The 26,023-nt window shown below is 44.6% G+C and carries 21 protein-coding genes; 10 read left to right on the top strand and 11 right to left on the bottom strand.

From position 1 onward, the window contains the following. Positions 1 to 141: 141 nt before the first annotated feature. The 3 genes from QUB13_RS00300 to QUB13_RS00290 form a co-directional block, all read right to left on the bottom strand. Positions 142 to 2,226 carry a cold shock domain-containing protein gene (locus QUB13_RS00300; protein ID WP_333377591.1) on the bottom strand — a complete coding sequence of 695 codons (2,085 nt, stop codon included), beginning with the start codon at positions 2,224 to 2,226 and terminating at the stop codon, positions 142 to 144. Further along, positions 2,210 to 2,491, bottom strand: a complete 282-nt coding sequence (locus tag QUB13_RS00295) for a hypothetical protein (RefSeq protein WP_333377585.1) — start codon at positions 2,489 to 2,491, stop codon at positions 2,210 to 2,212. The genes QUB13_RS00300 and QUB13_RS00295 overlap by 17 nt, the downstream gene beginning before the upstream one ends. A gap of 259 nt (positions 2,492 to 2,750) precedes the next feature. Continuing rightward, on the bottom strand, positions 2,751 to 5,132 hold the full coding sequence (locus QUB13_RS00290) for a glycoside hydrolase family 31 protein (RefSeq protein ID WP_333377582.1): 2,382 nt from the start codon (positions 5,130 to 5,132) through the stop codon (positions 2,751 to 2,753). Between the two features lie 375 nt (positions 5,133 to 5,507). On the opposite strand from QUB13_RS00290, the gene QUB13_RS00285 reads away from it, so the two are divergent. The 5 genes from QUB13_RS00285 (at position 5,508) to QUB13_RS00265 (ending at position 9,699) form a co-directional block, all read left to right on the top strand. Further along, positions 5,508 to 6,656 carry a PP2C family protein-serine/threonine phosphatase gene (locus QUB13_RS00285; protein ID WP_333377579.1) on the top strand — a complete coding sequence of 383 codons (1,149 nt, stop codon included), beginning with the start codon at positions 5,508 to 5,510 and terminating at the stop codon, positions 6,654 to 6,656. A 5-nt stretch (positions 6,657 to 6,661) separates the two neighbouring features. Then, the gene (locus tag QUB13_RS00280) at positions 6,662 to 7,732 is read left to right on the top strand and encodes a serine/threonine protein kinase (protein WP_333377576.1); all 1,071 of its coding nucleotides are present in this window, start codon (positions 6,662 to 6,664) and stop codon (positions 7,730 to 7,732) included. Then, the gene (locus QUB13_RS00275) at positions 7,729 to 8,823 is read left to right on the top strand and encodes a serine/threonine-protein kinase (protein WP_333377573.1); all 1,095 of its coding nucleotides are present in this window, start codon (positions 7,729 to 7,731) and stop codon (positions 8,821 to 8,823) included. Before QUB13_RS00280 ends, QUB13_RS00275 begins: the two co-directional genes overlap by 4 nt. A gap of 187 nt (positions 8,824 to 9,010) precedes the next feature. Beyond that, entirely contained in the window at positions 9,011 to 9,376 is a 366-nt protein-coding gene (locus QUB13_RS00270; protein WP_333377570.1) for a hypothetical protein, read from the top strand. A gap of 5 nt (positions 9,377 to 9,381) precedes the next feature. Further along, positions 9,382 to 9,699: an RNA-binding protein gene (locus QUB13_RS00265; protein ID WP_333377566.1), complete on the top strand. Its 318-nt coding sequence runs from the start codon at positions 9,382 to 9,384 to the stop codon at positions 9,697 to 9,699. Here QUB13_RS00265 and QUB13_RS00260 read toward each other — a convergent pair. Then, positions 9,696 to 9,932, bottom strand: a complete 237-nt coding sequence (locus QUB13_RS00260; protein ID WP_333377563.1) for a hypothetical protein — start codon at positions 9,930 to 9,932, stop codon at positions 9,696 to 9,698. The two genes, QUB13_RS00265 and QUB13_RS00260, sit on opposite strands and share 4 nt — an antisense overlap. Positions 9,933 to 10,050: 118 nt before the next feature. Next, a complete protein-coding gene (locus QUB13_RS00255) occupies positions 10,051 to 11,088 on the bottom strand; it encodes an ankyrin repeat domain-containing protein (RefSeq protein WP_333377560.1) in 1,038 nt (345 codons plus the stop codon). A 218-nt stretch (positions 11,089 to 11,306) separates the two neighbouring features. On the opposite strand from QUB13_RS00255, the gene QUB13_RS00250 reads away from it, so the two are divergent. Beyond that, positions 11,307 to 11,909 carry a 2OG-Fe(II) oxygenase gene (locus QUB13_RS00250; RefSeq protein WP_333377557.1) on the top strand — a complete coding sequence of 201 codons (603 nt, stop codon included), beginning with the start codon at positions 11,307 to 11,309 and terminating at the stop codon, positions 11,907 to 11,909. Positions 11,910 to 12,061: 152 nt separating this feature from the next. Here the strand turns inward: QUB13_RS00250 and QUB13_RS00245 are convergent, their stop codons facing one another. Further along, entirely contained in the window at positions 12,062 to 12,235 is a 174-nt protein-coding gene (locus QUB13_RS00245) for a hypothetical protein (protein ID WP_333377554.1), read from the bottom strand. Positions 12,236 to 12,759: 524 nt separating this feature from the next. Here QUB13_RS00245 and QUB13_RS00240 point away from each other — a divergent pair. The 3 genes from QUB13_RS00240 (at position 12,760) to QUB13_RS00230 (ending at position 19,139) form a co-directional block, all read left to right on the top strand. Then, positions 12,760 to 14,934 carry a glutamine synthetase III family protein gene (locus QUB13_RS00240; RefSeq protein WP_333377550.1) on the top strand — a complete coding sequence of 725 codons (2,175 nt, stop codon included), beginning with the start codon at positions 12,760 to 12,762 and terminating at the stop codon, positions 14,932 to 14,934. Positions 14,935 to 15,261: 327 nt separating this feature from the next. After that, on the top strand, positions 15,262 to 16,266 hold the full coding sequence (locus tag QUB13_RS00235) for a BMP family protein (RefSeq protein ID WP_333377547.1): 1,005 nt from the start codon (positions 15,262 to 15,264) through the stop codon (positions 16,264 to 16,266). Between the two features lie 41 nt (positions 16,267 to 16,307). Next, positions 16,308 to 19,139: a PAS domain S-box protein gene (locus QUB13_RS00230; RefSeq protein WP_333377545.1), complete on the top strand. Its 2,832-nt coding sequence runs from the start codon at positions 16,308 to 16,310 to the stop codon at positions 19,137 to 19,139. A 124-nt stretch (positions 19,140 to 19,263) separates the two neighbouring features. On the opposite strand, the gene QUB13_RS00225 is transcribed toward QUB13_RS00230, so the two are convergent. The 5 genes from QUB13_RS00225 to QUB13_RS00205 form a co-directional block, all read right to left on the bottom strand. Beyond that, complete coding sequence (locus QUB13_RS00225) at positions 19,264 to 20,664, bottom strand: cation:proton antiporter (protein ID WP_333377542.1); 1,401 nt, start codon at positions 20,662 to 20,664, stop codon at positions 19,264 to 19,266. Positions 20,665 to 20,784: 120 nt separating this feature from the next. Further along, positions 20,785 to 21,558 carry a 1-(5-phosphoribosyl)-5-[(5-phosphoribosylamino)methylideneamino]imidazole-4-carboxamide isomerase gene (hisA, locus tag QUB13_RS00220; RefSeq protein ID WP_333378211.1) on the bottom strand — a complete coding sequence of 258 codons (774 nt, stop codon included), beginning with the start codon at positions 21,556 to 21,558 and terminating at the stop codon, positions 20,785 to 20,787. A 129-nt stretch (positions 21,559 to 21,687) separates the two neighbouring features. Continuing rightward, positions 21,688 to 22,368, bottom strand: a complete 681-nt coding sequence (locus tag QUB13_RS00215) for a DUF2459 domain-containing protein (RefSeq protein WP_333377539.1) — start codon at positions 22,366 to 22,368, stop codon at positions 21,688 to 21,690. Between the two features lie 14 nt (positions 22,369 to 22,382). Next, positions 22,383 to 23,585: a glycoside hydrolase family 10 protein gene (locus tag QUB13_RS00210; RefSeq protein WP_333377536.1), complete on the bottom strand. Its 1,203-nt coding sequence runs from the start codon at positions 23,583 to 23,585 to the stop codon at positions 22,383 to 22,385. Between the two features lie 132 nt (positions 23,586 to 23,717). Then, the gene (locus QUB13_RS00205) at positions 23,718 to 25,127 is read right to left on the bottom strand and encodes an amidohydrolase (RefSeq protein WP_333377533.1); all 1,410 of its coding nucleotides are present in this window, start codon (positions 25,125 to 25,127) and stop codon (positions 23,718 to 23,720) included. Between the two features lie 115 nt (positions 25,128 to 25,242). On the opposite strand from QUB13_RS00205, the gene QUB13_RS00200 reads away from it, so the two are divergent. Continuing rightward, positions 25,243 to 26,013: a cysteine hydrolase family protein gene (locus tag QUB13_RS00200; protein ID WP_333377530.1), complete on the top strand. Its 771-nt coding sequence runs from the start codon at positions 25,243 to 25,245 to the stop codon at positions 26,011 to 26,013. Positions 26,014 to 26,023 lie beyond the last annotated feature (10 nt).

Here is a 26,023-nt window from a genome sequence, read left to right as displayed (position 1 = left end):
TTGATGCGGCGGAGGGCCACATCTGGTTGACCCATCAGCCATAAACTTTCATTAGTGGCGCGTTTTTTCTTGAGATTTTCTATTAGTAAATTTGCGTTCATTTGTGCTTTTAATGTGACACCTTGATTGTGAGGGGTATTTCTATTTGAATTTATACCCTCGCCATCTATATCCAGTTAGATGCTGTTGGGCAGGTAGGCGAATTGTATGCTGGCATGAGGAACACTGAATAAACCTAGATCCCTCTTCCTTTTGTTTCATTTCTGCGGTTCCACATTTTGGGCATATATCTCCCTGAGAATAACTGAGACTTTTTTTCGCTCCACTTCCACAGTGAATGCAAATGTATAAGCCGTCTAGTTGAATTTTACTCTCTCTACTGTCAATTATTTGGTAACAAGCCCAACAATGGTTAAAATAAATATTTCGATCGTGACCATTCCCTTTTTTACACGAAGCAACTGTCATATTATATCGAGCAATATCCTTAGAATACTTTAAGTTAGGAGTCATTGTCTGGCTGCAAACAGAGCATTTGAGTCTATCCCGAATTTCATTAAGACGATTTATCCAACCAGATAGCTTTTGCACATACTCATCAGATTTTAAATCTGGAAGACTTGGAACAACGCCTGTTGCTTGCAGAAGTTCTAACAAAGACCAATCTTTCCAATCCTGCGTACATTCAGCGTAAAGACGAGCGCCTTCCAAACCAAAGCTAAAATTTCTTTCCGTGTTAGGCTCAAATAAACTACAGGATTTATTTGCTCGTGGACAAAAAGCACGAGATACTTTTTTTGAACCTGATGCTTTATCTTCTTCTGTTGGCCAGGGTTTTCCTTCACAGTAGTCAACTTTTTTAGGTTGGCAAACAGGAAGTATTGGGTAAAGATTCAACGGTTCATTTGAATTCCATGCTTGCTCAATCACCCATTCTTGAAGATGCAATTCGTGTGCCCTTTGGAAAGCTTCATTTCTTTTAGCTGGATTATCCTTAGCCCATAAAATATTTATCACATATTTGACTAGCGGTTCATTCTCTGGTTTCTCTGTTTTTAACTTCTCTAATTCCGCAAAAAAGGTATTTGTGTTGATTTTATACTTTAAGACACGATAAATACAAATAATTTTTGCTTCTTTTGACAACCGAGGCCAAGCTAACGACCATAAACCAGCTTCGATCGAATCCCAGACCAAATTAACTTGTTCAAATGGAGTTTTAAAAGGAAAAAATGCCTCATTTTCTTTCAGCCATTCTGGAATTTCTAAAAGTAAGATTGAATGCTCATTTATGGAAGTTTTAGCAAAAGTTTTGACAATTTCACTGATGATTTCTTTATGATTTTCCTTTTCAGTTTTCTCAAGTTTGTTTACAAGGATACGAACGCGACGCTTTGGGATGATAATAGACCAAATTTCTTCGGAAATGAGTATTTTATATGGAATAATTTCCCAAAATTCATCTTTATTTGCTTCTTTTAAACACTCTCTTAGCTCCATCAGGAAAATACTTTTACTTTGGTCATTCTTGGGATCGAGAATTAGCTTAACTAAGCATCTAGCGTGTATTTTTAGATTAAAACGTTTGCGCTGTTCAGGAACATCTACATATAATTCACTGGGAATATTTTCCCATATTTTCTCCACAAATTGAACGCTTGCGCCTTCAATAGTGGCATTTATTTCCTCTTTAAATGAGTAATCTTTTAGCAGGCTTACTCGCTCATTCAACATTTTGACACATAAATTTAAATGTTCGTCTTTTGCCAAAGTTTCTCTGATTTTTCGAGCTTTATGGGAAAATAAAATCTGATTTGGGAGAGTTCGGACAAACGAAACTATTTGGCCCTCTGAGAGAGTTTCAAGTTTTTGAAAAATTAATAAAATGGCTTCATTAATCGAAAAATTAGCAAGATACTTACTAAATATAGGAATCCATAAATTTGGATTTTTATTAGTCGCACAAAAAGTAATAATTTCTATATCGGTTTCGTCAATCAATAAGCACAAATTTTTAGCTTCTTCTTTGCCGTCTCGGAAGTTAGTAATTACTTCAAAAGTAACGATTGTTCCTTCTATTAAAGCAGTTGCCGAACAATTGATTTGTCTTAGGTGTACAAATATATCATTGGGTTTGCCTTCACAAGCAATAAATCCAAAGTCATTTTGGCGGCCCGTTTTATTGTTGTGACCACCGAACCATTTGATTTTACCAATTTTTCTCATTTTGGAGACCCTGAAGCTTAATCAATAAACTATCATTTCTGCGGGAGTGCAGCGAGACTGTCGGCACTTCAAAGCTGGTATGTTCTGCTTTTCCGGCCAACACTAACTGCGGGTCAAGGTGAGGATCGCAGGCATATTTTTTGCTATCCCCATCTGGATCGGTGTCTGGCGTAACCAGTCCGACAAGTGGGTTATTGACTCTTTGTTGGTTTTCGTGGTTGTATTGCCCGATCGCTCTTTGGTCAGGTTTCTTTTGCCTCGCCATGCGACTTCCTTATACCCTCAAAACCTTTACCTTACACTTTATGCCACACCTTTGGCAAATTTGTTAGATGTTTTTTGGGATTGCTCTAGTCTGCTAACATCTTGGCTATTCTTGAAATGAATTTTATCTAGCCACAATGGAATCACAGGCGATCGCTTGATCGCGGGATACGATCGCCCTTTCCATCTCAAACTCTACCAGATCGAGCGATCGCCCTGAATCAAAATCCCACCATAGCATAAACCGCTTTATGCCAAAATTATCCAAATGTCAAACGCCGCGCCGCACCATCGTCTGTAAATTGCTGTTCCCCAACGCCAACAACTTCCACAGTAACTTCGCGATCAGAAATCGCAAATTCTCCCTCCCGCGCCGCAATTTCAACTATCACTTTTTCACCCTCAAAATACACCTGATAATTAGTCGTAGCCCAGACACCTTTTTCATGCTCAAAACTGTCTCCGTCGTCCTCATAAAGCGTCCATTCACCAGTTCCGGGCCAAATTCGTATTTTCAATGAATCAAGCTGTTGTTCGCTGACAAATTGCTGCACGGGTGCTAACGCAATTATCCCACCGCCCCGCACATAAAGCGGCATTTTTTCCAAAGGTGCATCAGCCAAAATGTGAGTCGGGCCGTGATAGCATTCGCCCGTCCACCAATCGTACCAAGTACCCTCCGGCAAATACACGGCGCGGTGTTCGACTCCCGGGCGGTAAACAGGTGCAGCCATCAGCGACGGGCCGAGCAATACTTGATCGTAAAGGTGATAAGTTGCCCGATCGCGCGGAAAGTGATAAAGTAACGGTCGCAAAATCGGCGTGCCCGTCGTTGCAGCCTCCCAAAACAACGTGTAAATGTAAGGCAACAACTGATAGCGCAAATTGATGTATTCGCGGCAAATTTGTTCGGTGCGAGATCCAAAAACCCACGGTTCATGCTGGGCCGTACTCATCGCCGAATGACCGCGCATCAAGGGATACAGCATCCCCACCTGCATCCACCGCGCGAACATTTCGGCGGTTGCATTCCCCGCAAAACCGCCGATGTCGCAACCGACAAACGCTACGCCGGAAAGCCCCATGTTGCAAAGCATCGGTAGCGACATTTCCAAGTGCTCCCACAGCGATTGATTGTCGCCCATCCACACGGAAGAGTAACGCTGTACGCCCGCAAATCCCGATCGCGTCAGCACAAAAGATCGTAGCGTAGCGGGGCGTAAGCCATCGCCCGTTAGCGAAGCCCTCGAAGAGGATCGCACTTTTTGCAACCCTTCCGCACAAGCTTTCGCCATCATCAACCCATACAAATTGTGCGTTTCAGCGTGAGTCGCGCGATCGTCATCGGGGCCCTGCGGCGCATCCAGGGGAAAGCTGATGTGTTCGCCGCCGTCGCCAAAAGGACGTTCTGCGATCGCAGGTTCGTTCATGTCGTTCCAAATCCCCGCAACCCCAATATCTGTCAGGGTTTTGTGCAATTCGCCCCACCACTGGCGCACCTCCGGCCGCATGAAATCGGGAAACACCGATTTATCCGGCCAAACGTAGCCGTGGAAAAGCTTTCCCTCTGCGGTACGGACGAAATAGTCGTTTTCTACACCGCGATCGAATATTTCATAATCTGCTTCCGGTTCGTACTTGACACCGGGATCGACAATCGTCACCACCTTAAAACCCGCTGCTTTCAAGTCTGCGATCAGTTTTGCGGGATCGGGGAAACGCTTCGGGCTCCAGGTAAAAACGCGGTAGCCGCGCATATAGTCGATGTCGAGGTGGATGACATCGCAGGGAATGCTGCGATCGCGAAATTCCTGGGCCAACTCGCGCACAACGTCCTCGGATTCGTAGCTCCAGCGGCACTGGTGGTATCCCAGCGCCCATTTTGGCGCGAGTGGCATCCGACCGGTTAACTGGGTGTAGGTGGCGAGAATTTGGGCGGGTTCCGGGCCGTAAATGATGTAGTAGTCGAGTTCCGGGCCTCTGGTTTCCATCCGCAAAACTCCCGGTTTTTCCGCGCCGATGTCGAACTGACTCCAAAATGTGGTGTTGAAAAAGATGCCGTAAGCGCGATCGGGATTCAGGGCGATGTAAAATGCGATCGCCTGGTACATTTCGTCGGTGAGGGAATTGTAGTCTAGGGCGTCGGTTGTCCAGTTTGTCTTGACTTCGGAGAGTTTGTCGAGAAAGCCGGTGCGCTGGCCGAAACCGTAGAAGTGTTCGTCGGCTTCGATGCGCTTCCAGGCTGCGGTTGCGCCTGCGCGCCATCCCATATTGCGATCGCAGTCGCTAGCAAAGGGTTTTCCCGATTTGTCGAAGCATTCGATTGCAGCGGGCGATCGCTTGACAGAAACTATTATTTGTGCTGTTTCTATTTCGATTTTTTCGTCGGTTTCTCGCACTTCAAAGGGTACAATTTCCCACTGTTCGTCGGGGAGAGTTACTGAGTAGTGCGATCGTTCTTTAAATTCGCCCGTCGGGGACATTCGCACTCGGACTAAATTCGGTGCGAGGATGCTGATGTTTAGGGAAGTTTCGCCGCAGTTGAAGTGAATTGTGCGCTCGGTTTTATTTATGGATTCTACCGAACCGATCGTTGACCAAGGCTGTTCTGTTGTTTGGAGTTTTCCGAAGTATTGTGGCATATGCGATTTTAGGTTCCCGTTCCTAACTATAATGCCAGTAGAGGGCGAAAGCTCGCTCTCTCTTAGGTTAGAAGCAATAAAGCGCGATCGGATCCGGGTTCAGTTTCTCACTTTGCTAAAATTATTTCAAAAACTTCTGCGAGCGCGTCTACAGAATGAAGCTAGACATAGAAAAGCTGTTTGCGGTAGTGGACAGCCATATTCGGTAAATTATACCGCAGTTGTGGTATAATTTACCCAATGACTGAGGTAAACTTTGGCTAAAAAGCAATCCGAGTAGAGTTTAATACGCAAAATATGTAGAAGGTTATGTCCGAAACACACTATGATCAGAATTGCGTTGAGTAAAATAAATTAGGTTGTCGAGTATTTTGGATGGTGCAAGATATGGCGGAAAGTCAATTCTATAAGCAGCTCCAAGAAGGAATCTCCAGATGGTTAAAGTTTGGAGAAAAATCTGGATTTACAGAATTAGAGTCTGCAACAGTTGTATTAAGTAGCGCTTTAGGAAAACGGTCAGAGAATCAAGACCGCGCAATTTTTCTGAGAGTAAAGTTTGAAAAATCCCGCAAACCTTCTATTGCAGCACTCGTACTTTGTGATGGGATGGGGGGTATGGTCAAGGGTGGGGAGTGTGCAAATCTAGCAATAAGTACATTTGCTGCATCCTTGGTACATAGCAATGCCTCTACGTTGATCAAGAAACTCGAAGTTGGTATACAGGACGCTAACGAGGCTGTTTATAACGCTTTCCAAGGAAAAGGGGGAGCAACTTTGTCAGCAGTAATCTGTAATGAAACGAAAGATTGGGCCGCAGTAAACGTAGGAGATAGTCGAATTTATTGCGTACTCAATAGCGGTGTAGTAGAGCAACTTACGATTGACGATACATTGGAAAAACATCTTGCAAGTTTAAATCTTCCTTCTCCCCCGCCTGAATTTAGGCAATTATTGCAGTACGTTGGTATGGGAGAAGGCATTGAGCCGCGACGTGTTGAATTAAAACCCTCTTCTGATATGAAATGGTTGCTTATTACGTCGGATGGTGCTCACGGCATTCCTGAGAACATATTTCATTCATTAGTAACCTACGCAGAAAGTCCCAGAGAAGTTGTTTCTAGACTGACCGCTCTTTCAGAATGGTTGGGTGGCAAGGATAATTCTACAGTAGCGGCTTTAACTCTTGGAAAAAATTTATTTTCAAGAAATGAAGAATCTGATTTAAGTTATCTTGAAATTTGGAGTATCCCCGGAAAAGTAGAATTTTTTAGTATTAAAGCTTCACCAACTGATTCTCTCCCCGATAAATCCTTAAATACTCCAGATGCCAACGCCTCGGGAGTTGAGGAACCTCTTAAACAAGAAAAAATCCCACAGCAGAGGAAGCAACCAAAGAAAAAGAATCAAGACAATGCTCAAAAGATAGAGTTCACTGGTGTAAACAGTAACAAAACTAATGGCGATAAAGGTGAAGTTGAGAAGCCAGTACCCCAACTAAATATTGAGTTTTCTGAGGAGAATTAGTTGTTATGTCAAGTGGCATCCCGTCTCGTTATGTTCCGACAGGACAAGTGCTAACCGGTGGAATGGGAGAAGTTTTGGTCTGTCAAGATACGAATCTTGAGAGGCAAGTTGCCATTAAGTTCATTCAAAATGTTAGAGATCAGCGCCGACTCTTTGATGAGCTAGCTGCATTACAAAAAATTCGCTCAAAGCATGTCGTTCAAATCTTTGATGTTTTCCTAAATGAAGCTGATAGACGAGTTGGGATCGTCCAGGAATATGTTTCTGGTGATGACTTACAATCTTTTGCAGATCGGAGTTCCTTCTCGATAAATGAATATCTGAAGGTTCTCTATCAGATATCCTCGGGAATTAGTGATATTCATGCCCAAGGCTTAATTCATAGAGATATTAAGCCTAACAATATGAAGTTTGACCAGGCAAATATTATTAAGATATTTGATTTCGGTTTAGCTAGGTTTTTAGGTAAAGACGACTCAACTTTGGGATTCGTTGGAACTGAGGGTTTTGCAGCTCCTGAATTATGTAGAGCGGGATTGGTTTCGTTTACAAATGCTGTTGATACCTATGCTTTTGGTATTACTGCCTGGTATCTCTCTGGGGAGGAAATCCCAAAAGCTCTGTTAAAGAAGCCACCTCATCTTGCCACTATTCCAAGTTTTTCTTCTATTCCTTTGGGTATTCCTGATGCTATTGTCAAATTACTCGATCGCACCCTAACTGAAGATGCAACTGAGAGACCTGCAATGTCAGAAATTAAGGATATTCTTGGTAATTATCTTCTGCATGGCAAACATCGTGGACTACTTGTATACAGAGACAAGACATATACGCTGGAAACAATCAATCAGGTCGTGAAACTGGGTGTTGAAAAGTATGGTTCTATCCACATTAAGTATGACGGCTTTAACTTCTTAGTTGATGCAGTGAATGGCTCAGTTTTTGTCAATAATCAGCTAGTAGAAAAAGGTCAAGCTCTTCCTAAAAGTTGCGTCATCACACTAGAAGATAACTCGGGTGGAGGGAAGAGATTATTTATGACTTTTGACATATCTAACCCAGAGGTGGTTTTATGACAGGAAATCAAATTCATAATATCGGCGATCTAGTAGATAAGCGTTATGAGATCCTTCGCTTTGTCGGTGAAGGCGGGATGCAGGAAGTCTATTGTGCAAGAGATTTAGTGCTGGGCAGAGAAATTGCTCTTAAATTGCCTAAGAATTTCTCAGCAAAAAAGAGGTTTCAGCGAAGTGCTGTGGTCAGTGCAAAAGTGAATCATCCAAATGTAGCAAAAACATTAGACTATCTTGAAACTGACTCATCGCCTTATTTAGTAGAAGAGTTTATTGCAGGAAAAGATATTAAAGAAGGGTTATTACAGCAATTAGGTATCGTCGATCCATATCTCACTGCAAAGATTCTTCATTACTTAGCTAAGGGTGTTGCAGCTTCGCATAATGCAGGTGTTATTCATCGAGATCTGAAGCCAAGTAATGTGATGTTTTCAGGCGAGTTCAATCTATCAGAGATTAAAATCACAGACTTCGGTATAGCTAAGATGGCTGAGGAAGAGATTGTAAATGGTGTTAAGGACGAATCTTCAATAAGTGCTTCCACTACAGTCATGGGAGCCTTGCCATACATGGCACCTGAGATGATTGAAGAAGCTAGCAAGGCAGGTAAGCCATCAGATATATGGGCGGTTGGAGCCATGATTTATGAATTAATGAGCGGTCAAAAACCCTTTGGTTTTGGATTAGTTGCGGTTCGCACTATCCTTAAAGCTATTCCACCCCAAAAACCCGCTTATATTGATAAAAATTTACAGTTTCAGTCCCTCGGCAATGAGTTGTATACACTAATCCTTGAATGTTTGAATAAGAATCCAGAAGCTCGCCCTACTGCCGATGAGCTAGTACAACGGTGTGAAAAACTTTGCTATCCAGTTGTTGAGCGTCAAATTGGCATATGTAAATCTTTACATTCAAATTATGATTGGGGACTTATTCAAAGTGATGGTGGAGACACTATCTTCTTCCATTTTGATAGTGTCTATGGGAATAAACCAACTGTCGGGAGTCGTGTTTGTTTTTCTGCATTTCCAGGTTCACCACATCCACGCGCTCATCCTGTTGTCTTAATCCAGGGTGTAAATACAAATCCATGAAATGTGAATCTAACAACATCGATCGCGATCGGTCAAAAGCTAAGTTTTGGCTCGAACCAGTCTGTTTAGCAAGTAACATTGGATTCAGTTTTCAACTTGAAAGAGCAGGCAATATTAAATCTACACCGATCGCAAATAATATTTTCGATATCAATACGATCGTTCAAATGCAGCATGACGAGAACAAATGCAGTCGAGACAGTCACAATCTGTCCTCAGCGTTACAATTTACAAAGCACCGCAGCAAGGCAAGGGTCAAAAGCTTTTTAATGAAGGTTTTGAGGCTGTTGACTTTCCCTACAATCCTCCTTATGTCGATGGGAATTGTTATTTTGCGGGGCCTCGCGATCGCAGTATCGCTGAAGAGTTCAATGAAAGCTACAAAGAAGGGATTCTTGAGGTTTCGATAGATCCAGCAGTTTATAGCGAGTATTTCCAGCCGTTGGAGTATCGCTATGACGAGAAAGATGGTCGAGATCGGATTGAGGTAGTGATTCCCCAGAGTTTGTTTCCAATCCTCAATCAATTTCCGCGTATTCTTAAGCCACGGTGAATCAGATGGATCATCCAATTTTAGAGCAAATCAAGTCTAAATATCGATTGGGTCAGTTTGTACAGGGTAAGGTGGAATACCACGCTGCCTTTGGTGTATTTGTCGATATAGGTGAGGCGACAGTCAAGGGATTAATTAAGATTCCCGACTTTTTAGATGATGGCATAATGAGCGCCGAAATGTATCCAGAGATTGGCACAACAGTAGGGGCGATTGTGGTTGGATACAACGAGAGAAATGGTCGCGAGGTATATCTCAACGCCAAGCCTAGTGTTTTGCATCAAGCACTTGTGCCTTTAAGAAATCGTGCTTTGACAGTCTAAATCGTTGCTTTTTTATCCCTCACCTGCCATCTCCCAAATACTTGCAAAATTATTTGTACTCCGTTTATTTCTAGCCCCTCAAACTGTCGGCTTTCACCAGCAGTAAAAACATTTACAACTTCCCCTTTATCTGACATCTGTGCTTCCAAAACTCCGCGATTGAAGAAAACAACTTCACCGGAACCAAAAAAGACGATCGCCCTAACTCGATCGCCTTTGAACCAAAATCCCACTCGATCTCCTAATTCAACCAGAGCTTGTGATACGCTGACAATTTATAACTGTATGCCAATTGCGGTAGAGTATTCGTATTTTAGGAAAAATACTGCCAAAAACTATGCGATCGCTCCCTTAAATTTTAGCGCCGTGCTGTCTGAGCAACTTAACAATCTCCGAAGTTGATGATTTTTCAGCAATGGTTAAAGCCGTTGCACCATTTTTATTGCGAGCGTTCACATCCGCACCCTTTGAAAGAAACAACTTCACTAATTCAGGTTTTAATTCCTGGGAAATACCCGTATTCGGTTGCACAATTCTCATCAATAGAGTAGTATTGTCGTAAGGATCGGGAGCGTTGACATCAGCACCGCGATCGAGCAATAATTTCACAGCGTCAATATCTCCACGAGACACGGCACTATACAGCAATCCTTTAGGAATTTGGGCTTGATTTTTCAGGATTAATTCAACCATCTCTAGTTTCTTTTTTCCCGGTTTAAACCTGCTAATAACAGCAAACAAAATTTGGTCGTTTTTCACATGAGCACCTCGATTAATCAAGGTTTTCATTGCTTCAAAATTACCGCTTTCTGCTGCGATGTTGAGTGCCGTGCGTTGATTGCGATCGATCGCCTCCATATCTGCACCGCTGGCGATCAATAAGTCTATCACCCCGCTACCCCCTCCAGCAGCCGCCATGTGCAGGGCAGTTTTTCCTGCTTTGTCGATCGCCTTTACATTCAATCCTTTTTGCAGAAACAACTTTACAATAGTCTGATTCCCGCCAAAAGCAGCCGCGTGTAACAGTGTTTGGTCTAAATAAGTCTTGAAATGAACATCCGCATTTTTTGCCAAGAGTTTTTTAACTTCCGCCAAATTGCCCGTGTAAGCCGCACTAAACAGCAGAATGTTGATATTATCTATTTTGGGCAATTCCCACCGATCGAACATCCCAACCTCAACGATATCGCCCAGCCAGCCCGCAGACACAAGTTGCACCATCTCAAAACTTTTACTCTTCAACTCCCTTCCAGACGCATCGAACAAAAATACATCGCAAGGCGCATCGCTGCCCCCACCAGGCATAGCAAACAGCATCGGATGTCTGACAATGGCGATCGCATATTGGCCGTTTGGACTCCAAGTAGCACTGCGAATACCCGATTTCATAATTTCTCGGGGCGCAACCGAGAGGATAATTAAGAAGCCTAAAATACCAAGACAGCCAAAACTAAAAAAACGCATAATTATCTTACAGTCGCTCCTGGAATAGACTATAATTTTTAACTTCCACAGATCCCGCGCGAGGAACCAAACAATCCGAAATATTAACGATTGCTACATTCCTATCCGCTGTTTCCGTTAAACTTTGATGATTTTTAAGCGCCTTGAAATATTACAGCCAACATCCTAACGCTTTCTCGATCGACTATCTCAACGACTTGCGAGGCTCAATTCTAGCATCCCCGTATCTGGCAATCAACAACCTCAACCGCGATTTCATTGGCACAAAAGGCTTTTCGGTGGTGTTTAAGCGTTCCGAAATTGCCGAAGTAGAGCGCCGCTTCCCCTTCTTCAAACCCTATCTAGACAGAGCATTAAACCCTGAATGCAACGCTTTTTATCTCAATCCCCTGCTGCTGGGTGAAGGTTCCCGCGTCGATCCGCATATCGATCGATCTTTGCGATCGTACTGCAAAACTGTTGAACCTCCCGCAGCCGTCAGCGTTTTGTACGTACAAGTACCGCCAAACTTGCAAGGAGGAGAGTTGATACTGCGGCGCAACAAACACCAAGTCGGACAGATTAAGCCGCAAGCCAACTCGCTGATCTATTTTCAAGGAGATTTGACACACTCTGTCAACGCCGTTAAAAGTAGCGGAACTCGTTTAAGTTTGGTTTGCGAACAGTACAGTTTGAGCGCCGTAGAATTGTCAGATATTCCCGGATTCACGGTGGAATCTAGGGCCGCGAAAGCAAAAAGTAAGTGAGGTTTATTCGATCGCTGATACCTGCCGTAAATTAGCCACAATACTTGTAGGGGCTGGTTAACCAAAAATTTCTGACTCAAACCAACAATATCTATAAACCCGCCCGCACGACGCGACAAAGTTCGATCGCGCGCAATTCAACCGACATCAGATCAGCTAGTATGGTGCGTCAAATTTGAACTCTCAATAATCCGAATAACCCACTGCTGGCGCACCCTACAACTGCTGCGATCGCCCGCAGTTTCAGCGCCTAGCCTCCTGTCAAACTCAACTTTTGCGGTTACGCGCGATCGGGCGATCGACCATTCCGCAAAAAAAAGTAACATTCTGTAGCCTGTGCTACATTAATTAAGTTAATGATTGCTTACACTCTCCAAGTGTAGGTTGTGTAGTCTCCATAATTCCCCAAAACAATAAACGAGTGCGTTGTTTGCTGGGCTGCGATTTATCGTTGAACCGTTAAAAACCATAAGTAGTTTTGACCAGAATTAATCGGAATTGACTAGCACAAAGTTTTTGAGCTTACCAGGGTTAAAATGAGCTACTAAATCTGTGCAGCGACCACATCTATGATGTTAACTAAAGTTAGTACAGCCTCTTGTCATCTATTTTATTGCTAAGAACTGAAATCCCACCGCATCTATCGAACACTGGATTCTCAGCAACACAGAAAGCGAAGTTATTGCACCTCGCTCATCCAATTCTTCATATCCTGCCAAAAAAGGCCTTCTCCAAAAAGTTAGCCTTAACTAAAAAAGTTGGGTAAATCTAACAGATTCGTCAACGGTTAGACTTGCGCTAACCACTATTTTTCACAACTACTCGTTCCCCAATCCCAATAAAAATAACCATGAGTGGAAACCAATCCCGCGTTCAAGCAATTTCTCAAATCGTCAACCGCAAACTGACCCCAGCCAAGCCTGCCAAGCGGTTAGAAGATATGTGGGCAACAGACGTTTTTACTCTGAACAAAATGCAGCAAAGTCTGCCAAAAAGCATTTTCAAATCAGTTAAAAACACCGTTCAAACAGGCAAAAAACTCGACGAATCCGTAGCTGATGTAGTTGCAGTAGCCATGAAAGACTGGGCTATTTCCAAAGGAGCACTGTACTACGCCCACGTATTTTACCCCCTCACCAACAGCACCGCCGAAAAACACGACGGTTTCATCTCAGTCCAAAGCGACGGCTCAGTCATCTCAGAATTTGCCGGCAAAGTTCTAGTACAAGGCGAACCCGACGGCTCCTCCTTCCCCAACGGCGGCATCCGTTCCACCGCCGCCGCTCGCGGATACACAGCCTGGGATGTCACCAGCCCTGCTTATGTCATGGAAACAGACAACGGCATGACATTGTGCATTCCCACTGTTTTCATCTCCTGGACGGGTGAAGCCCTAGACAAAAAAACACCGCTTTTGCGCTCCATTGCCGCCATGAACAAAGCAGCAACCCGAGTGTTAAAGCTGTTAGGAAATACCGAAGTTGCTCAGGTAAACTCCAGTTGCGGTTGCGAACAAGAATACTTCCTAATAGATGCCAACTTTGCCAACAGCCGCCTTGACTTGCTGCTAGCAGGTCGTACCCTGTTTGGCAAACCTCCCGCCAAAGGTCAGCAATTTGACGACCACTATTTTGGAGCCATCCCAGAGCGCGTTCAAGTCTTCATGCAGGAAGTAGAAGAAAGAATGTACCGCCTGGGAATTCCTGCCAAAACCCGCCACAACGAAGTAGCTCCCGGTCAGTTTGAAATTGCACCAGTTTTTGAAGCTGCAAACGTCGCCAGCGACCACCAACAATTAACCATGACAATTCTCCGCAACACAGCGAAGAAACACGGTTTTATGTGCTTGCTGCACGAGAAGCCCTTTGCAGGAATCAACGGTTCCGGCAAACACGTCAACTGGTCGGTCGGCAATGCCACCCAAGGCAACTTGTTAGACCCCGGCGATACACCGCACTCTAACGTGCAATTCCTAGTATTCTGCGGCGCTGTGATTCGCGGCGTTCACAAATACGGCCCCTTGCTGCGCGCCGTAGTTGCGACTGCCAGCAACGACCACCGATTGGGTGCCAATGAAGCTCCGCCAGCGATTATGTCGGTCTACTTGGGTTCACAATTAGAAGATATCTTCGAGCAAATTAGCAAGGGAGGAATTAAGGGTTCTCAAGGTCGAGGCATCATGAATTTAGGTGTGGAAACACTGCCTACTTTCATGAAGGATGCCGGCGACAGAAATCGCACTTCGCCCTTTGCCTTTACAGGAAACCGCTTTGAATTCCGTGCCGTAGGTTCCGGTCAGTCTGTTTCCGGCCCGTTGGTGGCGATGAATACAATTCTTGCAGATTCTTTGGATTGGGTTGCTAACAAATTAGAAAGCGATTTGGCTAACGGAACTGAACTGAATGCTGCCATCCAAACACTTCTGAAAGAAGTGATGGACGAGCACGGCGCAGTGATATTTGGTGGCAACGGCTATTCTGAAGAATGGCACAAAATGGCTGTTGAAGAACGGGGTTTAGCTAACTTGCGGACTACGGCAGATGCTTTGCCCGTGTTGAAGGAAGGATACATTGAAGACTTGTTTGAAAAGACAGGCGTTCTGACTCCCGTGGAATTGGAAAGCCGTTACGATGTTTATGCAGAGCAGTATTTGCTGGCAATTGAAGTCGAAGCCAAACTGGTAGTAAGCATGGCAAAAACGCAGATTTATCCGGCAGCGGTGAGTTATTTGTCGGATCTTTCCAGCACGATTCTTCGCTTGAAAGAGATGGGAATTGAACTGGAAAAGGAAACTGCCCAAAAAGTAGCGGCGCTGGTTAAGTCGATGATGGATACTGCGAGCAAGTTGACTGATGCTTTGAGCGAGCACGATTTTGCTTCGACAGAAGACCATATGCAATATGCTTCGCAAACAATTCGTCCTTTGATGGATGAGGTTCGGCAGTATGCGGATGCTCTGGAGGGTGAAGTGGCTGATGATTTGTGGCCGCTGCCTACTTATCAAGAAATGCTGTTTGTTAAGTAATCGCAAATTCGGTTGATAGCAGGTTAGATTTGTAAGGACACGGCACTGCCGTGTCCTTATTTTTTTTGATGTTAAATAAGTAGCGTGCAAATTCTCTAAAGTTTTGCAACAGTGTTTGTAGGGCGGCATTACCAAGATATATGTCAGAAAACAAATCATTAAATAACCCGCCGTTAATACTATTGCACAATATTAGAGAATTGGTATTGCGTTAAATCTGCAAAAGGCATTAAATGCGAGCGAGAGTAAGAGTTGTGAAGATTGTTGAGATATCCTTCAACAAATTTATCGGCGTAAAAAAAAGTAATCTTGCTGAGAAAAGCTATTATGCAAATTCAATCTCTCCTGAAACAAATGACTCTGGCGGCTCTAGCTCTATTTTTTGCGATCGCGTGCAGTCGATCGACTCCGAAGATAGACTCTTCCCCTGAAGCAAGTACCTCTAGCAGCTTTAGAGTCGCGTTGGTCACGACAGGACCTAAAGATAACAACAGTTGGGATCAAGCCTGCTTTGAAGGATTGAATCTAATCAAAGATAAATTTAATGCTCAGGTAGACTTTACTGGCAGTATTGACGGCGAACATAGTGAAGCGGTCATTCGCAAATATGCCCAGTCAGGCTATAACCTGGTAATTGCAGCCAGTGGTGCCTATGCCACAACTGCCGAAAAGGTCGCTAAAGAATTTCCGCGAACAAAATTTGCCCTAGTTACAACGCATCCAGGGAATAACAGAAATTTGGGGGCTGTTGCCTTTCGATCGGGTGAGGTGGGGTATCTCACAGGCGCTTTGGCTGCCATGAAGACCAAAAGCAATAAAGTTGGCTATATTGTGGGTGAACCTTATCCGGTTTACAAAGAAGAAGAAGCCTTGTTTAGGCGGGGAGTGAAGGCAACGAATCCCTCTGTTCAAGCCTCGACTGCTTTTCTCAACTCTTGGTTTGATACGGACAAAGCCATCAAAGTCGCAACAGATATGGTAGCTTCTGGAGTAGATATTTTGGCAATCAACGCGGATGAGGCAGGGTTAGCCGCCCTAAAAGCCGTTACGCAAAAGCCAGGAGTCTTTGCGATCGGTTGGACAAAGGATCAGTACGAAGTGGCTCCCGGCAAAGTCCTAACTAGCGTTCTGCAGGACATTCCCCATCTGGTGCTAAATGTAGCAGTGTTAACCCAGCAAGGTCGCTGGGAAGGTAAACTTTACAAGTTTGGCCTCAAGGAAAAAATCTACGACTTTGCCCCTTTCCGTGGCACTCTCACGTCTCAGGAAGAGGATACTTTTAAGATTATTCGAGAAGCTGTGACGACTGGAAAAATAGATGTTTCTCCTTAGTGAGCCGATTAATTGATTTACTAATATTGATCCTAAGTCCGATGCAAAATCAACGCAACGATCGCGCTCTGCCGATTGCCAGAAGCTCCCGTTCTCATCCCTGGCAACGCTTTTTTTCTATCGCCAATCAGCTCCGCTATGGTTTGATATTTTTGGTTCTCCTGAGCTTACTGCCCACTGGTGGCTGGCTGATCTACCTCAGCTTTCAGGCGCAGATCCAGCAATCGCGATCGCTCCAACAAGAGCGCAGTCAGACAGCAGCAGGGCAGATTGATAATTATCTAGATGACTTGAAACGAAAACTGAGCTATTTAGCTAGGGTAAAAGGACTCACCAACTTTCAACCTCAAGCGCAGCAGAGCCTGTTGGAAGGGTTGACTCGTCATAATAATGCTTATGAAGCCGTTGCCATTTTAAACGGGAAGGGACAAGTTGTCGCGTCAGTTTCACCCTACGAACCGCTCAAGTTAGAAAATCCAGCCAATTCGCCACTGTTTATTCGTGCCTTTAAACAACAGGAAGATTATGTCAGTCCTGTAGAAATTAATCCTCAAACCCACCAACCAACCACCATTCTGGCGGTTCCAATTCGGAATGAGCGAGATGAGGTGGATGGGGTGCTATTAGCAGAGATAAATCTCCACTTTCTCTGGTTTGTTGTTTCCCAAACGGAGGTCGGCAAGACGGGTTATGTTTATGTAGTTGATGAGCGTAATTTTCTAATTGCTCAAAAAGGTAGTAAGCCAGAAACTTTTAAACTTCAAAATATTGCTCAGCGCCCCTTCTTTCAATTCTTGAAAGCATCCGAAGATACTAAGCGCCTTAACGTTTATCAGGGTCTAAAGCAGGTAGAAGTATTGGGAGCCAGTGCCTTAGTTCGGAGCGTGAATTGGAATGTGGTTGTAGAACTGCCAACGGCTGAGGCCTATGCTCCTGTTTACCAGATGCTCTCAGTTATGGGAGGCTCATTGGCGGTGGTGACGCTCGTGGCTGTTGGCATTGGGTATCTATTTATTCGGCAAATTGTGGTGCCGCTCCAGCGCTTAACCACGGCAGCTACTAAACTCAGTGCGGGGCAATTAGAGACGCGGGTCAACATCGACAGCCAAAACGAACTGGGGAAATTGGCGATCGCCTTTAACAATATGGCAACCCAGTTAGAGGAACTGATTACAGCAGTTGAAGTAGAACGGAATTTTGTTTCAGCCATTCTTGAAATTGCAGGTGCCCTGGTAGTTGTGCTCGACCCGAAGGGACAAATCGTTCGCTTTAACCGAGCTTGCGAACAAATGACTGATTACTCGTTTAGTGAAGTGAAGGGGCGCTACTTTTGGGACTTGTTTCCGAACTCAGACTTAGCAGGACTTGCCAAAACTACTTTTGAGTCTTTAAAAGCTGGTAATTTTCCCCAGCAATATGAAGGCAGTTGGATCAGCAAAGATCAACAACTCAGACTGATTGCTTGGTCAGATACTGCTTTAGTGGATAATCAGGGTGAAATTGAGTACATCATCAAAACAGGGATTGACATTACTCAACGAAAACAGGTAGAAGAAGAACTCAAAGCGTCGGAGCAGCGGCTATCTTTTATATTCCGCAAAACTTCACTGGCAGTTGTGGAATGGGATTTAAACTTTAAAGTCACTGCCTGGAATCCAGCGGCAGAGCAGATTTTTGGTTACACGGCTACAGAGGCGATCGGACACCATGCCGCAGAATTAATTGTGCCTGCGTCTGCCAGAAAGGTAGTCGATCGAGTTATGAACGAGCTGTTGATTGAGACCGGAGGACGCTACAGCCTCAACGAAAATATTAAGAAAGACGGCAAAACGATTATTTGCGAATGGTTCAATACGCCTTTAGTAGGGAATGCTGAAAATATTGTCGGAGTTGCATCCTTGGCACTGGATATTACTGAGCGCAAGCAAGCCGAAGCTGCTTTAAGGCAAGCAAAAGAGGAAGCTGAGGTTGCACTCAAAACCTTACAGCAAACTCAGGCACAGCTTATTCAGGCAGAGAAAATGTCAGGTTTGGGGCAATTGGTTGCCGGTGTTGCTCACGAAATTAATAATCCAGTCAACTTTATCTATGGCAACCTGAGCCATACTGCGGACTACACGCAAAATTTATTAAAGTTGATTCAAGTTTACCAGCAAACCTATCCAATTACCACCCATATTCAGGAAAAAATTGAAGAGTTCGAGCTGGACTTCATTAGTGAAGATTTGCCCAAAATCCTGACTTCAATGAAGGTAGGAGCCGATCGCATTCGTCAAATTGTCCTGTCGCTGCGAAACTTTTCGCGGCTGGATGAGGCAGAAAAGAAGCCAGTTGATATCCACGAGGGAATTGACAGCACATTGATGATTTTGCAAAATCGACTGAAGGCAAAACCGGATCGTCCTACTATTGAAATTGTTAAAGATTACGGCGACTTACCGCTGGTAGAGTGCTATGCCGGACAGTTGAACCAGGTGTTTATGAATATTCTGGCAAATGCGATCGATGCTTTAGAAAACTACAACAATCAGCGTTCTGCAAAAGACATCCAAAAAAATCCCAGTCGCATCACTATTCGGACTAAGCTAGTCAGAAAGGAAACTGGGCCCGGTCATTCTCAAAACGTGGTGATTCAAATTCAAGACAATGGCCCTGGGATAACAGAAACTGTGATCAAACAGGTATTCAATCCGTTCTTCAGCACAAAACCAACTGGTAAAGGAACTGGATTAGGGCTATCAATCAGCTATCAAATTGTAGTTGATAAGCACGGTGGCTCCATCCAGTGCTTCTCTCAACCCTATGAAGGAGCAGAATTCCGAATTGAAATTCCTGTTTTGCAAAACGGTTCTGTAGCACTCGTTGGTAAATAAATGCGATCGCAATTAGACCCATTTCTTTGAGAACCGGGAGGCGAATGAGTAGCAATGGAGACGATCGCCCTTTCTGATTCAAAACCAGCCGATCGCCCCCAACGACATCAAAACAAACTTAATATCACCCGCCAATCGCAGTTTGCTCGCTGGAAGGTTCCCCGCTAGCAGGAGGCTCTACCGTATCGCCAAAGGCAATCCGTAGAAAAGGCGGAGCCAAAAAAGTCGTCAGAATTACCATGATAATAATCGAAACCTCCAGCGGCTTATCCAAAGCCCCGCTAGCCGAACCGATACCGGCAAAAACTAACCCAACTTCGCCCCGAGGAATCATCCCAACTCCGATCGCCAATCGATTGATTCCAGGCTGACCGAACACCGCCCAACCAGTCACCAACTTGCCAAAAATCGCCACCACAATCAAAAACACGGCAATCAAAAGTCCCGCCCGATTATCCGGCACTGTTGGGTTCAAAACGCCCAAATCAGCGCGCGCTCCCACCGTCACAAAAAAGATGGGTACAAACAAATCAGCGACGGGTTTAATCAACTCATCCAACTCGTTGCGGGCATCGCTTTCATCTAGCACTAAACCAGCCGCAAATGCACCCAAAATCGCTTCGAGATGAATTGCGTTGCCGATAAAAGCCATGAAAAAAGCAAAGATAAATGCCGGGATAACGATATTACCGCGAGTTTTGAGTTTTTCAACTGCTGAGGCAAAGGTTTTATTAAAGATGCCGCCCAACAGAATTGAACCTAGCAGAAATGTAGTTGCACCGACGATCAGATAGATGACATTAACAACATCAATTTCACCAGTTTTCGCTAAACTAGCAACTACCGCCAAGACAATAATTCCCAGCACGTCATCAATCACTGCTGCACCGACAATGATTTGACCTTCTTTTGATTTGAGCCTTCCCAATTCAGACAAAACTTTCGATGTAATTCCGATGCTGGTTGCCGTCAAAGCAGCCCCGGCAAAAATTGCCGGAATCGCCGCCGTGTGAAAAATTATCATCAAGCCCGCAGTACCGGCTGCAAAGGGAACTGCTACGCCGACAACAGCGACAAAGGTGGCTTGAATTCCTACTTCTTTGAGTTGTCTGAGATCCGACTCCAAACCAATTTCAAACAGTAGAATAATTACCCCCAATTCAGCCAGCACAGAAACGATTTCGCTCTGCGATTCAAACACGCTGGTGACGGCGGCAGGGGACATAGAATTTATCGACTGCAAAACAGTCATAATTCCTGAGTTGGAAGCTGACAGTCCGCCTTCGGGAAAAACGATCAGGTTCAAAGCGGATACGCCAACAATCACCCCTGCTACAAGTTCACCCAAAACTGGTGGAAGATTAAACTTCAGAGCCGCTTCCGCGCCTAATTTGCTGGCAAGATAAATCACTACCAAACTGAGCAGAACGCCGCTCAAAACGATCGGCGAATTTTCTGCTTCGACTGTTGCTAACAAAGGTATGGGAGCAACTAGGGATGCTATCCCAGAACTTAAAGCTGTCATTGTTGGGTTAAAAAACATGGTACAATGATGATAAGAAAGACATTCAAATCAGATAATTGTGGACGCAGATACACTCAAGGAATCTGGTTTTTTAAATGTTGGTTGTGCGGATTTAGATGGTCAAGCAAAACTGGAAGAACCCAAATCTGGGGGTACATCTTGCCACCGCCCTTGTCCGACAGCTTGAATTGCTTCTTTTAGCAAGATATCACCGGTATAAATTGCTCTACCGACGATCGCACTTTTGACACCAATTGGTTCCAAAGCCAACAAACTGAGTAAATCTGCGATCGAACTAACGCCGCCCGATGCAATCACCGGAATCGAAATAGCGTTAGCAATTTCGCGCAAAGATTCCAAGTTCGGCCCTTCCATAGTACCATCGCGGTGAATATCAGTGTAAATAATTTCTGCTGCCCCCAATTCGGCCATTTTTTGCGCCAATTCTGTTGCTAGAACTTCGGAAGTTTCCAACCAGCCTCTAGTAGCAACTTTACCGTTTCTGGCATCGATTCCCACCAGAATTTGACCGGGAAATTCGGCGCACAATTCACCGACTAATTCCGGTTGTTCGACAGCAACAGTCCCAAGAATGGCGCGCTTGACTCCTAAATTGAGGATAGCAGCAACAGAAGCGCGATCGCGCATTCCGCCCCCTACTTGACAGGGAACGTCTACTGCGCGGACAATGGCCTCAATGGCTGCTTGATTGACGGGATGACCCGCTTTTGCCCCATCGAGGTCTACCAAATGCAGCATTGTCGCGCCTTGATTTACCCACTGTCTGGCGACTTCGACGGGATTGTCGTTAAAAGTTTGAGACTTGGCGTAGTCTCCCTGATACAATCTGACGCATTTTCCGTCCAATAGATCGATCGCTGGAATTATATTCATGATTTGGGAATTGGGAATTGGGAATTGGGAATTGGGCATCGGGAATTGGTAATCGGTTATTCGTTATTGCCAGCCCCAAGCGAGTAACAAATAACAAATAACAAATAACAAATAACAACCAACAAATGACTAATGACTTCTACATTCGCAACCGCTGTTTAAATGAAACATAATCGATGACGGTAGAGTTGACCACAAAGGAGTATTGACCTCAGCTTTTTGCAAACCTTCTGCCGTCCAGTCGTTGCAAGTTCTCAAAATAGAGTAACTGTCTCTTGCTTCATAAAAACTGCCGTTGTTGCCGTAGCCGTAGCCAATTTTTATTTTATTACCTTTTGCCTCTAATTGGAATGTATTTTTAAGATAATCTACCATTCTCAGATAATTCCAGCCACTAATACTAACACATTTTGTTTCTATATTTTTCGGCAAAACTCGATAACCTTGAACCTGCACAGTAGACGGAGTAGGAAAAATCAGCGCCTTCAAACCTGTAACTAAATTGATACTTCCCGAACTCGGATTTTCCAGCATAAAAGCTCTATCTCCCCAGCCAAAAGACAAATATTTATAATCAGAAGTGGCATTTCGCCCTATTTCTGTTAGCGGTAAAAATTGATTCCAGTCAAAATATTGATTTTTAACTGGAACAATGATTTCGGTGTGGATGCCTTCGTTAGAAATGTAGAGAGAGATTGTGCAATCTGCTTGCGAGTAATTTCCCCACTTTCTGGGAGTTAGATAGCCAATTGTTAGGACAGCGGTAAAAGATAAGATGACAATTCCTAAGCGCTTTATGATTTTTCTCATTTTAACCGTTAGTTTCAAATTCTACCTTCGGATGGCGGGCGCTGCATCTTTGTGGGAAATAATTCTTGCAATGCCAAATTGCGCTGTTCGGGGGTTTCGTTAGCCCAATTCGACAAACTTTCGTAGAAAAAGAAGGAAACGCCTGCAAAATTTCTTTTTCGCACTTCTTGGACTTGATCTTGAATGAGTTTCAGCGGAATTGAATTATTTTTCAATCCTGTTAAAATGCCGATCGCAGTTGGAATGTGCGTTTTAGCTAATTTGAGTTCTTCCCGTTCCAATTCGGCGTTAAAACGCTTGATATCGCTGCGATAAACCTGCACTATAAGTTCTTCGATATAGCCGCGTCTTTCCCAGGTGAACCAGTCCTGCAAGTGGGCTGGCAAAGCAAAGTGCAGGGGGTTGGGAGATAAGCTGACAATACATTTTTGTTTGCGGGATTTGATGGCGCGGGAAATTCGTCCCATAAAGTCGTTGATTTTGTCGGCGCGCCAGCGCACCCAGAAGGTTTCGCGGGGGTCATTGGAAGGAGGGCTTTTGATTTGTTCCTGATACATTGACACTGTTAGCGGTTCGTAGCCAAATTCTACTGGTAAACCGAAGTGGTCGTCAAATTGAATTCCATCTATATCGTAATTATCGACAATTTCTAGGATTAAATCTAAGATAAATTGCTGTACTTCGGCATGAAAGGGATTCAGCCAAACTCGATCGTGTTCGCCTTCTTTCCAAATAGTTGAACCGTCGCGTCGCTTCGCCAACCAGTCGGGGTGAAGTGTGGCTAATTCCGATTCTGCAGGAGCCATGAAACCAAATTCAAACCAAGGAATTACTGCTATATTTTTTGGGTGGGATTGTGCTATAATTTCTTTGAGAATGTCTCGGTCTTTCAATCCGGGTGATGGGTCGATCGACTTTCCGAATACTTTTTTGGCTGCAGCACTGGGATAAAGCGTGTAGCCTCCTTGCCAAACCGTAGGATAGATGGTGTTAAAGTTGAGTGTTTCCAGTCGATTTACAGCGTTAATGATGCTGTTGCGCGAGAAAATAACGTCGCTGTCAATGTTAGTCAGCCACACGCCTCGCAATTCGGTTGTTGGGGTTTTGGGCGGGGTTTGAGCCAATAGACGGGGGGAGAAAAGGGCGGAGGAGGTAAGGGCGATCGCAAAAACAACTATTAAAGCCAGTATCCGCCGCCATTTGTGCAGTTTAATCATCAATTTTTCGCAAACACCACAGTTTAACATCATACTGTAGGGTGCGCATGGCGCACCTTTATTCTTCAACCCGCGGAGGCGGGTTTTGTCTGTATAGCCGCGGTTTCAACCGCCGAGTATTTCTGCGATCCCTTAAGAATAACCAGGCAATTTCATCACTTGGCGGTAGTGCGATTCAATCTTGCTCACGGTTTGCGATTGACGCTTGCTAGTCCACTCGCTGCGATCGAATAATTCCCGCCTCAAAGCATCAACATCGATGGTTTTTACCTTACCTTCAGCAACAATTTGTTTGCCGTTTACCCAAACACTGTTTACCGCATTTGTCGGGCGACCCAAAATTAGCAAACCAATCGGGTCGGTGCGCGGCAACAATGATAAACTGGTTAAATCGTATAGCACAAAATCGGCTTTTTTTCCAACTGTCAGCGAACCGATTTCTTCGGCAACATTCAAGCCTTTTGCTCCGCCCTGCGATGCCATTTCTACCGACTGGCGCGGTGTAATCCAGTGGCGGTAATCCAAATCCGTGATATTGTGCAGAATCGAACCCATTTTAATCGCTTCCAGCAAATCTTGAGAATCGTTGCTAGCAGCGCCATCGCAGCCGAAAGATACGTTTACTCCCGCTTGGCGGTATTTCAAAATCGGTGCGATACCACTTCCCAACCGCAGGTTGCTGAGGGGATTGTGTACAACAGTCGATTCAGTTTCTGCTAGAATTGCGATGTCGGAATCTTCCAGCCAGACGCAGTGGGCTAAGGAAGTGCGAGGAGTTAAAAAACCGATTTTTTGCAGGTGTTCGACGGCGCTGCAACCGTATTTTTCGTGAGCTAGTTGTTTTTGGGCTGAGGTTTCTAGGAGGTGGGCGTGCAGGCAAAGATTGTAGCGATCGCCCAAATCGACGCACCCTTCAAACAAAGCATCCGAACAGAGTTGAATTCCCGTCGGTGCCAACAACATATTAACACCTATTTCGGGTTTGTGAAACTGTTTAATGGCTGATTCCATTAATTCCAAAGTTGCCTTTGTCGAGCGAATGTAAGCCCTGTGTTCGATAGCGCCGTCCCCCGCAGGCATTCCCGCTGTCAGGGATTCATCTTGAATTAATGGCCCGATAAACGCGCGGATGCCAATTTCTTGATAAGCACGAACTGCGGCGGCGATCGTCTCTAATTCTTGCCCCGGAATTAAAACTAAATGATCGACTACGCTGGTGCCGCCAGATAGCAATGTTTCTACTGCCGTACCGAGGGCGCTCAAGTAAACTTGTTCGGGATCTAAAGGTGTAAAATCGTACAGTTCGGCAATCCACAATTCTAGCGGCAGAGGGGGAATAATCCCGCGCTGCCACATTTCGGAAGAGTGCGTGTGGGCGTTGACAAAACCGGGCAGCAACAGCTTATTAGTGCCATCAATTACTGTTCCCACAGCATCTAAATTTTGGGCGATCGCACTTATGCAATTATCCACCACCTGCACGTCTGCGGTTTCATAACCACCCTCAACGGGAATTAAAACATTTTGAATTGTAAAGCTCACAGATTGACCCCTTCTGGTGAATTCACATCTATTACTATTGTAATGTTTAATGTCATTTAATCTTCTAGTCAGTGCCTGCTAACCTTAAGTAAGTCAATCGATTTAAACGTAAAATATGAATCCTGATTCTCTCCGTACCTTGGGCGTGCCGCCGAATGCTTGGAAAGTTGATGAAAAAATTGCCGACATCACCCGATCGCCGATCGCGCCTCAACCTGTTACCCTAGATACAGAAACGAAAACCCTGCGATTGGACTTAGCAAAAGCAGCGATGCTGGTGATAGATATGCAAAACGATTTCTGTCACCCCGACGGTTGGCTATCACACATCGGCGTCGATGTAACACCTGCGCGCACTCCAATTAATCCTTTACAAAATTTACTGCCAAAATTGCGATCGCACGCAATGCCAATTATTTGGATCAACTGGGGAAACCGCCCCGATTTACTGAATATTAGCGCCGCTTCCCGCCACGTTTACAATCCCACCGGCGACGGCGTAGGCTTGGGAGATCCCCTGCCAAAAAACGGCGCATCTGTGTTGATGGCGGGGAGTTGGGCGGCGCAGGTTGTCGATGAATTGGAACCAAAACCCCAAGATATTTGTGTGGACAAATATCGGATGAGTGGCTTTTGGGATACTCCTTTAGATAGTATCTTGCGGAACCTCGGCAGAACTACACTTTTCTTCGGAGGAGTAAACGCCGATCAGTGCGTCATGGCTACACTGCAAGATGCTAATTTCCTCGGTTACGACTGTATTTTAGTCAAAGATTGTACAGCTACCACATCTCCAGAGTATTGCTGGCAAGCTACTCTTTATAATGTTAAACAATGTTTTGGTTTTTTGTCGGATTCTCAGGCTATGTTAGAAGCAATTAAATAACAGTCAGTAG

The sequence above is a fragment of the Microcoleus sp. B4-D4 genome (genome assembly GCF_036705185.1).
In the GTDB taxonomy this organism is placed as follows: Bacteria; Cyanobacteriota; Cyanobacteriia; order Cyanobacteriales; family Microcoleaceae; genus Microcoleus.
The sequence above is the reverse complement of the archived record's forward strand: the minus strand, read 5'-3'. Positions and strand labels throughout refer to the sequence as shown.

Excerpts from the sequence above, each read along its gene's own strand:
- hisA (WP_333378211.1), bottom strand. The coding sequence starts at position 21,558 with ATGAATATAATTCCAGCGATCGATCTATTGGACGGAAAATGCGTCAGA.
- QUB13_RS00300 (WP_333377591.1), bottom strand. The coding sequence starts at position 2,226 with ATGAGAAAAATTGGTAAAATCAAATGGTTCGGTGGTCACAACAATAAA.
- QUB13_RS00245 (WP_333377554.1), bottom strand. The coding sequence starts at position 12,235 with ATGTTACTTTTTTTTGCGGAATGGTCGATCGCCCGATCGCGCGTAACC.
- QUB13_RS00255 (WP_333377560.1), bottom strand. The coding sequence starts at position 11,088 with ATGAAATCGGGTATTCGCAGTGCTACTTGGAGTCCAAACGGCCAATAT.
- QUB13_RS00280 (WP_333377576.1), top strand. The coding sequence starts at position 6,662 with ATGTCAAGTGGCATCCCGTCTCGTTATGTTCCGACAGGACAAGTGCTA.
- QUB13_RS00215 (WP_333377539.1), bottom strand. The coding sequence starts at position 22,368 with ATGAGAAAAATCATAAAGCGCTTAGGAATTGTCATCTTATCTTTTACC.
- QUB13_RS00210 (WP_333377536.1), bottom strand. The coding sequence starts at position 23,585 with ATGATTAAACTGCACAAATGGCGGCGGATACTGGCTTTAATAGTTGTT.
- QUB13_RS00230 (WP_333377545.1), top strand. The coding sequence starts at position 16,308 with ATGCAAAATCAACGCAACGATCGCGCTCTGCCGATTGCCAGAAGCTCC.
- QUB13_RS00295 (WP_333377585.1), bottom strand. The coding sequence starts at position 2,491 with ATGGCGAGGCAAAAGAAACCTGACCAAAGAGCGATCGGGCAATACAAC.
- QUB13_RS00235 (WP_333377547.1), top strand. The coding sequence starts at position 15,262 with ATGCAAATTCAATCTCTCCTGAAACAAATGACTCTGGCGGCTCTAGCT.
- QUB13_RS00285 (WP_333377579.1), top strand. The coding sequence starts at position 5,508 with ATGGTGCAAGATATGGCGGAAAGTCAATTCTATAAGCAGCTCCAAGAA.
- QUB13_RS00290 (WP_333377582.1), bottom strand. The coding sequence starts at position 5,132 with ATGCCACAATACTTCGGAAAACTCCAAACAACAGAACAGCCTTGGTCA.
- QUB13_RS00200 (WP_333377530.1), top strand. The coding sequence starts at position 25,243 with ATGAATCCTGATTCTCTCCGTACCTTGGGCGTGCCGCCGAATGCTTGG.
- QUB13_RS00265 (WP_333377566.1), top strand. The coding sequence starts at position 9,382 with ATGGATCATCCAATTTTAGAGCAAATCAAGTCTAAATATCGATTGGGT.
- QUB13_RS00240 (WP_333377550.1), top strand. The coding sequence starts at position 12,760 with ATGAGTGGAAACCAATCCCGCGTTCAAGCAATTTCTCAAATCGTCAAC.
- QUB13_RS00275 (WP_333377573.1), top strand. The coding sequence starts at position 7,729 with ATGACAGGAAATCAAATTCATAATATCGGCGATCTAGTAGATAAGCGT.
- QUB13_RS00270 (WP_333377570.1), top strand. The coding sequence starts at position 9,011 with ATGCAGTCGAGACAGTCACAATCTGTCCTCAGCGTTACAATTTACAAA.
- QUB13_RS00225 (WP_333377542.1), bottom strand. The coding sequence starts at position 20,664 with ATGACAGCTTTAAGTTCTGGGATAGCATCCCTAGTTGCTCCCATACCT.